Below are 12629 nucleotides of genomic sequence, written 5' to 3'. Positions count from 1 at the left end.
GCGCCGGTTTTTTTATCCTTGCCAGGCCTGATGTTGCAGGACCACCCGGTAGCCGTCAGGATCTTCAAAGGTTTGCCCCGCCCTATCCCAATAGGGGTTATAGGCGGTGACAACCAGGAATCCCGCCGCCCGCATCCGCTCGCACGCGGCTCGCCATGCGTTCTCATCCGGCAGATAAAACACCAGCAGATGATCCTGCGTCGGCGCCTGCCCGACCCGCACCCCGCGATGCTGCGTGAACTCCAGATGGTAGGCATGCTGCGGATGGCCGATCATTATGCCGTCAAAGCCCTGATGATCGACAAACTCGCCCAGCTTTTCGAACCCCAGCCCGCGACAATACAGCGCGGCAATCTCTTGTAACCGATCGGTCGGGCGCGCGATGCGCAACACCGCCTTGGCTATCGACATGTACGCCTCCGCCTCATGATAATCTCATACAGCGCCATGCCCGCCAGCATCGCCAGCAGGAACGGCCATACCCGCTGTATCTCCGCCCCCGCCAACACCCAGGCGGGGCCAGGGCAAATGCCCGCGATGCCCCAACCGACGCCGAACAGCGCGCTGCCCGCCAGCAAACGGCGATCCGCACGCCCGGCGGCCGGGATCTGCAGCGGTTCGCCCAACAGGCTCCGCTCGCGTCGCCGCGCCCACAAGAAGGCCGGCGCCGCCACCGCGATCGCCCCAACCATCACCAGCGCCAGCGAAGGATCCCACTGGCCGGTAACGTCGAGAAACGCCAACACTTTGGCCGGATTGGCCATGCCGGCGACGATCAGCCCCAGACCGAAAATCACGCCGCTCAGCAGCGCCAACAGGGATTTAAACATCTCACCCTCCCAGCAGGTGGCGCATCAGCCACACGGTCGTAAAGCCCAGCAGCATAAACACCGCCGTGGCGGCCAGCGAACGCGGCGCCAGCCGCGCGACGCCGCACACGCCGTGCCCGCTGGTACAACCGCTGCCCAATCGTGTCCCCACCCCCACCAACAGCCCTGCTACCGCCAGCCCGCCGCTGCCGGCCGCGATCTCAGCAGACGGCAAAGCCGCTGCGGCAGCATACAGCCAGGGGGAAATCAGTAACCCGCCAAGAAATGCGGCGCGCCAGCCCCGCTCGCGGCCACCCGCGCTCAATAAACCGCCGGTAATGCCGCTGATGCCGGCGATCCGGCCGTTGAACAGCAACAGCAGCGCCACCGCTGCGCCGATAATGGCTCCGCCCGCCAGCGCGGAATACGGCGTGAAGTGTTGCCAGTCAATGGTCATCGCGGTTCTCCGGCTGTGGGCAATAGAGTTGATACAGGGTATGGAGCAGCGCCAGCGCTTTAGCGTCGGCCACCGCATAGTAAATCTGCTTGCCGGCGCGTCGGGTGGAGACCAATCCCTCCTCACGCAGCACGCCAAGCTGCTGGGACAGCGTCGGCTGGCGGATATCCAGCGCCTGCGCCAGCTCGCTCACCGCCATCTCGCCCTGACTGAGCCGGCACAGCAGCAGCAGCCGATCTTCGTTGCCCAAGGTGCGCAGCATCGCGCCAGCCTGCGCCGCCGCCTTGCGCATCGCGTCAATATCCATTGCCCCTCCATCAATTTATAAAATTATATAATATTATTTTATAAACCATTTCGCCGTACCGCGCCACAGACTGGTGTGAAACAGCGCCGCATGGCATGCTGTCTTCCCCCTTTTGCCGCGCGGAGCCTGCTTACGATGCTGTTGTTTCACGACGTTCTGCCGCCCGACCAGCCTGTCCGGCCGTTGGCCAAGGATTATCGCCACGGCTACAGCGAGCCGGATCACTACCATCACTGCGCGCAGCTGATTCACAGCCTGAGCGGCGTGGTGCAGGTCACGACCCGGCTCGGCAGTTGGGTGGTGCCGCCCGGCCGCGGCGTCTGGGTGCCGGCTAAGGTGGTGCACAGTCTGCGCATTACCGGCCAGGTGGCGGCCAGGACGCTGTTCGTCGATCCGCTGGCGCGCGCCGATCTGCCGGCCCAGTGCCAGGTGGTGCAGGTTTCTCCGCTGCTGCGCGAGTTGATTATTTGTGCGATGGAGATTGCGCCCGATTACCCGAGCGGCGGACGCGATGAACGCGTCATGGAACTGATTCTGGATGAGTTGCGGATGCTGCCGATCCTGCCGCTGCACCTGCCTGAACCGCGTGAGGCCTCGCTGCTCGCCCTGTGCCGCCATATCCAGGCTACGCTGGCGCAGCCCTGGACGCTGGAACAGGCGGCCGCTCATCTCAGCGTCAGCGGACGCACCCTGTCGCGGCGCTTCCAGCGCGAAACCGGGCTGCATTTTAGCGATTGGGTGCGACGCGCCCGTTTGCTGGCGGCGCTGAACGCGCTGGCGACCGGCCGCTCGGTGTTGGAAGTGGCGCTGGATCTCGGCTATGACAGCCCCAGCGCGTTCAGCGCCATGTTTCGCCGGGTGCTGGGGGTCGCGCCCAGCGACTATTTCAGCCCGGCCGCGCCGACGTTGACGCCAGATAGCGCCCGGCGACGTTGAGCAGCGCCTGCAGCGAGGCGCTGGCGGAGTCGACGTCGATGCCAACGCCGTAGGTCGCCTCACCCTGCGGCAACGAGCAGCGAATATAGGCCACCGCCCGGCTGTCGCTCTGGTGCCCCAGCGTATGTTCGTGGTAATCCTCGATCGCCAGCGGCAAGCCGAAGCGCTGGCGCAGCGCATCCACCGCGCTGGAAAGCAGGCCATTGCCGGCGCCCTGCAGCCGCAGCGGCTCTCCCTCACAGGCAACCCGCGCATTGAAGCTGTAGGCCTCTACGCCGTGGCTTTCCGTCTGGTAGCTCAGCAGCTGCAAGTGCGGTTGCTCCACCAGCCCGTAGGTGTCGCGGAATAAGCGCCACAGCTGCGCGCCGCTCATTTCCTTGCCGCTGCCGTCGGTCGCGCGCTGCACCACCTGGCTGAAATCAATCTGCAAACCGCGCGGCAACGCCAGCCCGTGATTTTGTTCCAACAGCCAGGCGGCCCCGCTTTTGCCGGACTGGCTGTTGACCCGGATCACCGCCTCATAGCTGCAGCCGACATCGGCGGGATCGAGCGGCAGGTAAGGCACCTGCCACCAGCCATCCTGGCGCTGGCGCTGGGCGGCGAAGCCTTTTTTAATCGCATCCTGATGCGAACCGGAGAAGGCGGTAAACACCAACTCGCCGGCATAAGGATGGCGAGGGTGCACCGGCAGCTGATTGCACAGCTCCACCACCTCCACCACCTGCTTCAGGCGGCTGAAGTCCAGGCCCGGCGCCACGCCCTGGGTATAGAGATTCAACGCCAGCGTAACCAGATCGACGTTGCCGGTGCGCTCCCCGTTGCCGAACAGGCAGCCTTCGACCCGATCGGAGCCGGCCAACAGCGCCAGCTCCGCGCAGGCCACGCCGGTGCCGCGATCGTTATGCGGATGCACGCTGATCGTTACATCGGCGCGGCGGCTGAAGTGGCGACAGAACCATTCAATCTGATCGGCATACACATTGGGCGTGCTCACTTCCACCGTCGCCGGCAGATTGATGATCATCGGCCGCTGCGGCCCCGGTTGCCACACCGCCGCCACCGCTTCGCAGATCTCCAGCGCGAACGCCAATTCAGTAAAACAGAAGGTTTCCGGCGAATACTCGAAGCACCAGGCGGTATCGGGCTGTGCCTCGCACTGCCGGCGAATGCGCCGCGCGCCGTTCACCGCCATCGCCACGGTGGCGGCCTTATCCTGGCGGAACACGATGTCGCGAAACATCGGCGCCGTGGCGTTGTACAGATGCACGATAGCCCGTGGCGCCCCCTGCAGCGCCTCGAAGGTGCGGTCAATCAGATCGTCGCGCGACTGCGTCAGCACCTGAATCGTGACGTCGTCCGGGATCAGCTGCTCGTCAATCAGCGTGCGCACAAAATCGAAATCCGTTTGCGACGCCGAAGGAAAAGCCACTTCAATTTCTTTAAAACCACACTGCAACAGCAATTGATAGAACTCGCGCTTGCGCGCGTTATCCATCGGTTCCGCCAGCGCCTGGTTGCCGTCGCGCAGATCGCTGGAGCACCAGCGCGGCGCCTGCCGCAGCGTACGCGCAGGCCATTGGCGGTTCGGCAACGCCACCGGCGGGAACGGTCGATATTTGCTTGAAGGGTCGATTAACATGGGCTTCTCCTGACGCCTGAATGAACGATGACGCCATTATTTCCCGCCCTCGCCGCCTCTTCTCCCGCTTTGCGGACAACCATCGTCGCAATGCGGACAACAAAAAAATTTGCATCCTGCGCCAGTGAGACAACAATTAGGTTTGACGTTTCCCCCACCGCACCGGCAGTGCCGCCGGGCGCTCTACTCTCATTGTCAACGGAGGCGAACATGAGCCTGTATGCAACCCTGGAAGAAGCCATCGAGGCCGCACGCGAAGAGTTTATCGACACCGCCGAAGGCGGCGGCGATGACGAACCGCCGGTGCCGCAGCAGTTCAATCTGCAAAAGTACGTGATGCAGGATGGCGACACGATGTGGCAGGCCGAGTTCTTCGAGGAAGAAGGCGAAGCGGTGGAGTGCCTGCCGCTGCGCAGCGGTGCGGCGGCGCAGGCAATCTTCGACGGTGACTACGACGAGGTGGAGATCACCGCCGAGTGGATAGATGAAAATACCCTGTACGAATGGGAAGAAGGCGACTTCCAGCTCGAGCCGCCGCTGGATACCGAAGAAGGCCAGGCCGCGGCCGATGAGTGGGATGAACGTTAACCCGCACTACGCACTCATCGCCAAGGAGGCAGCATGAATATTCGCCGGGCTCGCCCCACCGACTACCCCGCCATTTTGCAGCTGCAGGGGGAAAACGTGCCGGAAGCGCTCGACGAGCGCCAAAAACGGCAGGGATTTATCGTATCGCGCATGAATGAGGCGCAGCTGGCGGCGATCAACCGCGGCATCGGCATACTAGTGGCTGAACAGGAAAACCAACTGGCAGGCTTTGTTTGCCTGATGCCCGCCGACGTGCAACCGCGCCCGCCGGTGGTGGACGCGATGCTGGCGACGCTCGCCACGCAATCCTTCGCCGGACGCGCGCTGAATGAACTGCGGGTGTTTCTCTACGGCCCGGTCTGCCTCGCCGCCGCCTGGCGCGGCAAAGGCGTGCTGAAGCGCCTTTACGCCGCGGTCAAAGCGCACACCAGCCATGACTACGACGTGGGCGCGCTGTTTATCGACGACGACAATCCGCATTCGTTGGCCGCTCACGTGCAAGGGCTGGGCATGACGGCGCTGGCGCCTTTCCATTGCGGGCAGAAAGGCTATCAGTTGGTGGTGTTCACCACCCGCTGAGCGGGTTTATTCATAGGGGCCGTGCTGGGCATCGAGCGGCAGCATAAAGGTGTCCACCACCATCGACAGCGGCACGTCTATCACCGTGACGTAACGCCAGGGCGTATCGCGCAGATCCCACTGCACGCCGGGATAGTACTGGTGGCCATGCCCCGCGCCGGGCACGGTGCGGCTGATAATGCTGCCGCAGCCGGTCAGGGCCATCACGCCGGCCGCCACGCAGGCCAGCCGAAGGTAGGAAGAGAGATTCACAACATTGACTCTGAGCAAGGGGGTTGTTTCGCGAGTGAACAACGCATCGGCCGCAGTCTACCACAGTTCCCTTTCTCCGCCGGCACCGGCGCACGTAAGCAAAAGGTAAAAAAAACGGGGAATGCGCCATGCGCATTCCCCGTCTGGGCGTTGCCGTTCAGCGATTAACGCCGGCCCGTTGGGTGCGCCAGCGGGTTGTGCGGCAACTGCTGATAGTGCTCACGCCAGGCGGCGCCTTCCGGCAACAGCCAGACGCGCTGGTGCAGACGAGCCAGCGTGACCGGATCGCTCAGCAGCTCCAGACGTTTGCCCTTCGCCAGCTTCTCCGGCCCCAGCTGCAGCGCTTCGTTCACCCGTTCCTCGCGGTTGCGATCGAGCGTCGCGCGCAGATGGTGACGCGCCGTCGCCAACGCCGTCGCCAGCGCGTTAAAGGACGGGTTGACCACCGCATGCATAAAGCCGTTGGTCAGCGCGCGATTGCGGTTGAGATGCAGGTATTCTTCCGTCGCCAACAGCTCACGCGGCGGGTTGTACTCTTCCGGGATCAGGAACAGCTTGGCGCGTTTGCTCTTCATGCCCAGCGTCGCGCGGCTTGACAGCACCGACACGAACGGCGACAGGATCAGCGAGAACACGATCGGCGCCAACCACCACAGGAAGCGCAGATCCAGCCACGCCATGCCGCCGGCCCACACCAGGCCCAGCAACATCTGCGAGCCATGGCGGCGGAAGGCTTCGCCCCACGGCGTATCGTCGTCGTCACGCTGCGGCGAATTCCACACCACTTCCCAACCGAGGAAGGCGCTCACTACGAACACGGTATGGAACAGCATGCGCACCGGTGCCAGCAGCACCGAGAACAGCATTTCCATCAGCATCGAAATGAACAGACGGAACGCCCCGCCGTACTCTTTCGCGCCCTTGGCCCAGATCAGCACGATGCTGAGCAGCTTCGGCAGGAACAACAGCACCAGCGTGGTGGAGAACAGCGCTATCGCCAGCTCGGGCCGCCACTGCGGCCAGACCGGGAACAGCTGCCGCGGCTGCAGGAAGTATTGCGGTTCCATCAGGGTGTGCACCACCTGCAACGCGGTGGAGAGCGCCAGGAACATGAACCACAGCGGCGCCGACAGGTAGGACATCACGCCGGTGAGGAACACCGCGCGGTGCACCGGGTGCATGCCCTTCACCAGGAACAGGCGGAAGTTCATCAGGTTGCCGTGGCACCAGCGACGGTCGCGTTTCAGCTCGTCCAGCAGGTTTGGCGGCAGCTCTTCGTAACTGCCCGGCAGATCGTAAGCGATCCACACGCCCCATCCGGCGCGGCGCATCAGCGCCGCTTCAACGAAGTCGTGCGACAAGATTGAACCGGCGAAGGAGCCCTCGCCCGGCAGCGGCGCCAGCGCACAGTGCTCGATAAACGGCTTCACGCGGATGATGGCGTTATGGCCCCAGTAGTGTGACTCGCCCAGCTGCCAGAAATGCAGGCCGGCGGTAAACAGCGGCCCGTAAACGCGGGTAGCGAACTGCTGCACGCGCGCATACAGGGTATCCATGCCGGACGCCTTCGGCGCGGACTGGATGATGCCGGCGTTCGGGTTGGCTTCCATCAGACGCACCAGCCCGGTGAGGCATTCGCCGCTCATCACGCTGTCGGCGTCCAGGATCACCATGTAGCTGTACTCACCGCCCCAACGACGGCAGAAGTCGTCGATGTTGCCGCTCTTGCGTTTGACGCGGCGACGGCGACGGCGATAGAAGATGCGGCCGTGGCCGTCGACATCGCGGCACAGCTCCATCCACGCCTTTTGCTCGGCCACGCAGATGTCCGGATCGTAGCTGTCGCTCAAGACGTAGATATCGAAGTGTTCCAGCTGACCGGTCGCGGCGACGGACTCATAGGTCGCACGCAGGCCGGCGAACACGCGTTCGACGTCTTCGTTGCAGATCGGCATGATCAGCGCGGTGCGGTGCGCCGGATTGATCGGCTCATCGCCCTTGATGGTGGAGGAAATGCTGTATTTGTCCTTGCCGATCAGCAGCTGCAGGAAGCCCATCAGCGCGGTCCAGAAACCGGCCGAGACCCAGCAGAACAGTACGGCGAACAGGATCAGAATGCCGGTTTGCAGCACATATGGCAGCAGCTGCAGCACCGACTGCATCAGATCCTGATCCAGCATGGCGATAGGATCGATCAGCGCCCAGCCCTGATAAGGCAAGATGGTTTTCATGTACCAGGTGGCGATGCCGGTTTGCACCAGCATCAGCACCAGCAGCACATAACGGCGCATGGAGCCGACGGTACGCCAGCGGTTCTCGGCCTCGGCCTCCTCTTTGGTGGCGTGCCGGTTGTGCGGCGAACGCCCCAGCAGAGAATCCCAGAAGCGCGCCACCGGGTTGGTGCGCCAGGCTTCCGGGAACATGGTGGTTCGTTTGATCGGCGGCGTCGCCTTCAGAATGGCGCGCCCTTCGGCGTCGGTATCGAAGTCGTCATCGCTGACCGCATCCGGCCAGGCGTTTTCGATACGCGGTTTGACCGAGGCCAGCGCCACGTCATCCGCCGACAGGCTATTGACGTTGGCGTCGGCGGCGCCCATCTGCCGATGGAGCGCCTCCAGTGCCTGAGCGTCATCCGCCGTTTGAGGGTTGAGCGCCTCCGACCGCTCGGCGGTCAGAGGCAGCGCCGCAAGATAATCCTGGGCGGGTTGAGTAGGCTTATTCATTGGCAGGTAGCTGATAGCTCCAGGTTTCCGACAGAGTCTTATCGCCATTGACCAGCGCCGCGCGCATTTCTACCGGCTTCTTGTCGTCTTTCACTTTCAGACGCACCGTCAGGCGCCAGCCTTTGGTCACTGGGTTATAGCGGACGTTGTTTTCCACCATTTCACCGTTGTCGCCGATGCTGATCTGAGAGGCGACCGGGGTATTGGCGTCCAGCCCTTTCAGCACCGGGCCGACGAAGTCGACCAAGAAGGCCACGCTGCCGTCTGGCTCGCGAATCAGGTTGGACTGTTTCACGTCACCGGTCGAACGCATGGTGCGGGCCACATAGGCGATGTCCTGCGAATGCAGTTTGTCTTCATCGCGGGTGAAGTTCAGGCGGTAGCTCAGCGTCAGCGGCTTTTTGGCTTCCGGCAGCGTATCCGGTGTCCAGAACGCGACGATGTTGTCGTTGGTTTCATCCGCCGTCGGGATCTCCACCAGCTCAACCTTGCCTTTGCCCCAGTCGCCCTTCGGTTCGATCCAGGCGCTCGGGCGCAGATCGTAACGATCGTCCAGATCTTCATATTCTTTGAAGTTGCGGCCGCGCTGCAGCAGACCGAAGCCTTTCGGATTCTCGACGGTATAGGTGCTGACGGACAGGTGTTTAGGATTGTTCAGCGGGCGCCAGATCCACTCGCCGTTGCCGGCATGGATAGACAGGCCGTTGGAGTCGTGCAACGCCGGACGGTAGTTCAACGTCGGCGACGGCTGGTTCGGCCCGAACAGGAACATGCTGGTCAGCGGCGCCAGGCCCAGTTTGCCCACCTTGTCGCGCAGGAACACTTTGGACTCGACGTCCACGGTGGTGTCGCGGCCCGGGATCACCGTGAAACGGTAAGCGCCGGTGGCGCGCGGGGAATCCAGCAGCGCATAGATCACCAGGTGCTTGTCGCCCTGCTTCGGACGCTCAACCCAGAATTCGCGGAAACGCGGGAACTCTTCGCCGGACGGCAAAGCGGTATCGATGGCCAGGCCGCGAGCGGAAAGCCCGTAAACCTGCCCTTTACCCACCACGCGGAAATAGCTCGCGCCAAGCAGGCTCATGATCTCATCGTTTTTGTCGGCGCTGTTGACCGGGTAGAGCACCTTAAAGCCGGCAAAACCGAGATTTTTCACCGATTCAGGGTCGTGTTTGACCGAACCGAAGTTGAAGTAATCCGGGCTGTACTTGATCTGTTTTACGCTGGTGGAGGTGACTTCATTGATTTTCACCGGCGTGTCGAAGTACATCCCCTGATGATAAAACTCAAGCTTGAAAGGGGTTTTCAGCTTGCTCCAATAGGCTTTATCGTGATTGAACTGAATCTGCTGATAGTCTGCGAACTTCATCTCGCGGAACTGAGAAGGAAGGTTGCTCTTCGGGGCTTCGAAACCTTTCGCCGCCAGGTCCTGCGCCTGCTTGGCCACATCATCAATAGAAAAGGCCCATGCCGGCGAACTGAACAGCGTGAACAATACGGTAGCACCTAACCAACGAACGCTCGCGGCGCGTGGTTGTCCGGATAATATATTAACTAGCACATCCCCCCCTATTCGTGTGCTCAAATCATTTAAATCCATATTAATGGATTACTCAGCTTTCCGACAACATGATAAATGGATGGTTCATGTTTACGGCTCATTGTTTAAGCAGCTGATGGAACACCAGCGTAGCAAGCCGCGCAACAAGACGCTATGGAAAAATGCGGGGGGCTATAGTAGGGTTCCGGATAACAATTTAACGTTTGACGACTTATTAAGCGTGTTAATGAACACTCGATTAAATCACCAGCGGTAATCTATGACTAAAGGCAGCAAACAGCGCGAGTTTTTTCTCGACTCCATCAGAGCCTATTTGATGTTGCTCGGCATCCCGTTTCACCTCTCCCTGATCTATTCCAGCCACGCCTGGGCGGTGAACAGCCCGTCGCCCTCTTTCTCGCTCACGGTGCTGAACGACTTCATCCACGCCTTCCGCATGCAGGTGTTCTTCGTGATCTCCGGCTACTTCTCCTACATGCTTTACGAGCGCTACGAGCGCCACCAGTGGCTGAAGGTCAGGCTGGAGCGGGTGGCGATCCCGCTGTTGAGTTCCATCCCGCTAATCACGGTGCCGCAGTTTTTCATGCTGAAATATTTCACCGATAAATTAAACGGCTGGGATGAGTTTTCTCTCTATCAGAAAATAAATGTAACAGTTTGGGAATTGGTGTCTCATCTTTGGTTCTTATTGACCCTGTCATTGTTAACCTGCGCCTGCTTTTATCTGTTCCGCAACATCAAGCGTCAACCCCGTGAACATATTCCTGCGTTAATAAACAGAATGCGTGGATTAGGAAACATCTCACTGTATTTCTTTATTTATGCGATATGCTATTCGGCCGCGCACCGCATTATTTTAATTTTTGCACCGCAGCTATTATCCAACGGCCTGTTCAATTTCGTGGTGATGGAGACGATGTTCTACCTGCCGTTCTTCATCCTCGGCGCTTATGCGTTTAAGTATGTGTGGCTTAAGGAGATTTTTCTGCGCCGCTCACCGCTGGCGCTGCTCGGTTCGCTGCTGCTGTTTATCGCATATATGCTGAACCAAAAGCTGCTGGCGCACAGCAGCTATATGTTCGAGCTGGAAGTGGTGATCAAAACCCTAATGGGGATCCTGATGACCAACGTGGCGTTCTCTTTCGGGCATAACCTGCTGAATTATCACTCGCCGCGCATCACCTATCTGGTCAACGCCTCGCTGTTTATATATCTGGTGCACCATCCGTTGACCCTGATATATGGCGCTTTCGTGACGCCTTATATCGGCAACAACCTGTTGGGATTCTTGCTGGGCCTGCTGTTTGTGTTCTCGCTGGCCTTCGCGTTATATGAACTGCACAAACGCGTTCCGCTGCTGCGCTTCCTGTTCTCCGGCAAGCCGCGTTAGGCTTCCCACCCCATTTCTGGGTGATGATTTTTCATCCAGAAATTAACCTCATCAATGATAATACGCCTCACTACCTCGGGGCGGCGGTAGCTGCCCTGAGCATTTTCCTAATATTATTCCTAATCCCCGGGATACATTGCAAAACGGCAACTGCCTGTTACGCTCATATTCATACTTATAAATCAGTTGCGTTACTTCTGGGCTAGGTACACATATGAGAGAAGCATGGGTCGATTATGCCAAGGGAATCGGCATCATTCTCGTGGTTTTTGGCCACGTCAATCGGGGTCTATACAGCGCGGGCATTCAGCTTTCCGGTTCATCCTATCTACTGACGGACAGCATTATCTACAGTTTTCATATGCCGCTGTTTTTCTTCCTCTCAGGTCTGTTTTTTACGCAATCCTTGGATAAAAAGGGAAAAACACGCTTTGTGATCAGCAAGATAGACACCATCGTTTATCCCTATGTCGTCTGGTCGCTACTGCAAGGCATGGTGGAAGTACTGTTGTCGCGCTATACCAATAACCCTTCCAGCCTGGGCGATGTCCTGTCGCTATTTACGCATCCGCGCGCACAGTTTTGGTTCCTGTACGCCTTGTTCATGGTCTTTGTTTTGGCCACCTTGCTGTATAGCAAAGAAAAATACCGTTATCTCCTGCCGGTATTGATCGTTATCAGCGCGGGGTTGTATCTCTACCAAGACAGCCTAACCAAAGCCTTCCATTTTGATTACATTACCCGATTCTTGATCTTCTTCCTGCTTGGCGCTTTTGCCATTCGCTACGCTTCCCTCATCGCCAATCTGGGTTTCGGTTCGCTGCTGGCCTCCTTGATCGCGTTCATCGCGCTGCAGTGGGGATTCCACGGCTATTCTGGTTTGCTGTATACCGATACCGGCAGTTTCTCCCTGTTACTGGCGGTTGAGGCCATCTTCTTCATCGTCAGCCTGTCGGTTCTGTTGGCCAAGACGAATCTTTCCTGGCTGAGACGACTCGGCGAATTGAGCATGGTCATCTATTTGATGCATATCCTCGCGGCCAGCGGCTTACGCATCATACTGACCAAATTTATGCATATCGACCATTGGCCAACACAAGCGATCGCCGGCACGCTATTCGGGCTGATCGCCCCTGTAATCGCCTATGCGCTGATACAGCGTCTGCATCTTACTTTTCTCTTGGATCGTCCTCGCTTCAATAACCGTCTGCGAAAAGAAAAAATCTCCTGAGGGCGGTTCCGCCGCCTTCACATTTTCCTCCCGACGCTATACTTGATGGCGCAACCTCGCGGTTGCGCCATCTCTCTTGCCATGCAGAGCACACATTGCTCAGCCTGACGTCGCCCGTTAGGGCAAAGTGATACGGCTGCATAGATAACCTAGCCGT

General features: G+C 59.7%; 13 protein-coding genes. 5 read left to right on the top strand and 8 right to left on the bottom strand.

Going from position 1 to position 12629, the window contains the following annotated elements; translation table 11 throughout:
* Positions 1–12: 12 nt before the first annotated feature.
* Genes SSARUM_RS09035 through SSARUM_RS09020 form a run of 4 tightly spaced genes read right to left on the bottom strand, consistent with a single transcriptional unit; the run spans position 13 to position 1573 of the window.
* Positions 13–411 carry a VOC family protein gene (locus SSARUM_RS09035; RefSeq protein WP_041034618.1) on the bottom strand — a complete coding sequence of 133 codons (399 nt, stop codon included), beginning with the start codon at positions 409–411 and terminating at the stop codon, positions 13–15.
* A complete protein-coding gene (locus SSARUM_RS09030) occupies positions 402–830 on the bottom strand; it encodes a YeeE/YedE family protein (RefSeq protein WP_049195120.1) in 429 nt (142 codons plus the stop codon). The genes SSARUM_RS09035 and SSARUM_RS09030 overlap by 10 nt, the downstream gene beginning before the upstream one ends.
* A 1-nt stretch (position 831) precedes the next feature.
* A complete protein-coding gene (locus tag SSARUM_RS09025) occupies positions 832–1266 on the bottom strand; it encodes a YeeE/YedE family protein (RefSeq protein ID WP_033638024.1) in 435 nt (144 codons plus the stop codon).
* The gene (locus tag SSARUM_RS09020) at positions 1256–1573 is read right to left on the bottom strand and encodes an ArsR/SmtB family transcription factor (RefSeq protein ID WP_033638023.1); all 318 of its coding nucleotides are present in this window, start codon (positions 1571–1573) and stop codon (positions 1256–1258) included. The genes SSARUM_RS09025 and SSARUM_RS09020 overlap by 11 nt, the downstream gene beginning before the upstream one ends.
* 135 nt (positions 1574–1708) lie before the next feature.
* Here SSARUM_RS09020 and SSARUM_RS09015 point away from each other — a divergent pair, with 135 nt between their 5' ends.
* Positions 1709–2509 carry an AraC family transcriptional regulator gene (locus tag SSARUM_RS09015; RefSeq protein ID WP_060429867.1) on the top strand — a complete coding sequence of 267 codons (801 nt, stop codon included), beginning with the start codon at positions 1709–1711 and terminating at the stop codon, positions 2507–2509.
* Here the strand turns inward: SSARUM_RS09015 and leuA are convergent.
* Positions 2460–4148 carry a 2-isopropylmalate synthase gene (gene leuA, locus SSARUM_RS09010; protein WP_060429864.1) on the bottom strand — a complete coding sequence of 563 codons (1689 nt, stop codon included), beginning with the start codon at positions 4146–4148 and terminating at the stop codon, positions 2460–2462. The genes SSARUM_RS09015 and leuA overlap by 50 nt on opposite strands.
* A 210-nt stretch (positions 4149–4358) precedes the next feature.
* On the opposite strand from leuA, the gene SSARUM_RS09005 reads away from it, so the two are divergent.
* Together SSARUM_RS09005 and SSARUM_RS09000 are read left to right on the top strand one after the other, a co-directional pair.
* The gene (locus tag SSARUM_RS09005) at positions 4359–4736 is read left to right on the top strand and encodes a MysB family protein (protein ID WP_033638020.1); all 378 of its coding nucleotides are present in this window, start codon (positions 4359–4361) and stop codon (positions 4734–4736) included.
* A gap of 33 nt (positions 4737–4769) precedes the next feature.
* The gene (locus SSARUM_RS09000) at positions 4770–5315 is read left to right on the top strand and encodes a GNAT family N-acetyltransferase (RefSeq protein ID WP_060429863.1); all 546 of its coding nucleotides are present in this window, start codon (positions 4770–4772) and stop codon (positions 5313–5315) included.
* Between the two features lie 6 nt (positions 5316–5321).
* Here the strand turns inward: SSARUM_RS09000 and SSARUM_RS08995 are convergent, their stop codons facing one another.
* The 3 genes from SSARUM_RS08995 to mdoG form a co-directional block, all read right to left on the bottom strand.
* Positions 5322–5567, bottom strand: coding sequence for a YceK/YidQ family lipoprotein (locus SSARUM_RS08995; RefSeq protein WP_072264917.1), 246 nt, complete (start codon positions 5565–5567; stop codon positions 5322–5324).
* A 164-nt stretch (positions 5568–5731) separates the two neighbouring features.
* The gene (mdoH, locus tag SSARUM_RS08990) at positions 5732–8290 is read right to left on the bottom strand and encodes a glucans biosynthesis glucosyltransferase MdoH (protein WP_033638017.1); all 2559 of its coding nucleotides are present in this window, start codon (positions 8288–8290) and stop codon (positions 5732–5734) included.
* Positions 8283–9851, bottom strand: a complete 1569-nt coding sequence (mdoG, locus tag SSARUM_RS08985; protein ID WP_170310366.1) for a glucans biosynthesis protein MdoG — start codon at positions 9849–9851, stop codon at positions 8283–8285. The genes mdoH and mdoG overlap by 8 nt, the downstream gene beginning before the upstream one ends.
* A 259-nt stretch (positions 9852–10110) precedes the next feature.
* Here mdoG and mdoC point away from each other — a divergent pair, with 259 nt between their 5' ends.
* Positions 10111–11241: a glucans biosynthesis protein MdoC gene (gene mdoC / locus SSARUM_RS08980; RefSeq protein ID WP_033638014.1), complete on the top strand. Its 1131-nt coding sequence runs from the start codon at positions 10111–10113 to the stop codon at positions 11239–11241.
* 214 nt (positions 11242–11455) lie between these two features.
* Positions 11456–12472 carry an acyltransferase family protein gene (locus tag SSARUM_RS08975; protein ID WP_060429861.1) on the top strand — a complete coding sequence of 339 codons (1017 nt, stop codon included), beginning with the start codon at positions 11456–11458 and terminating at the stop codon, positions 12470–12472.
* Positions 12473–12629: the final 157 nt, after the last annotated feature.

Source organism: Serratia sarumanii, assembly GCF_029962605.1.
GTDB lineage: Bacteria > Pseudomonadota > Gammaproteobacteria > Enterobacterales > Enterobacteriaceae > Serratia > Serratia sarumanii.
Note: the sequence above shows the minus strand (reverse complement) of the source record. Positions and strands in the feature narration are given on the sequence as shown.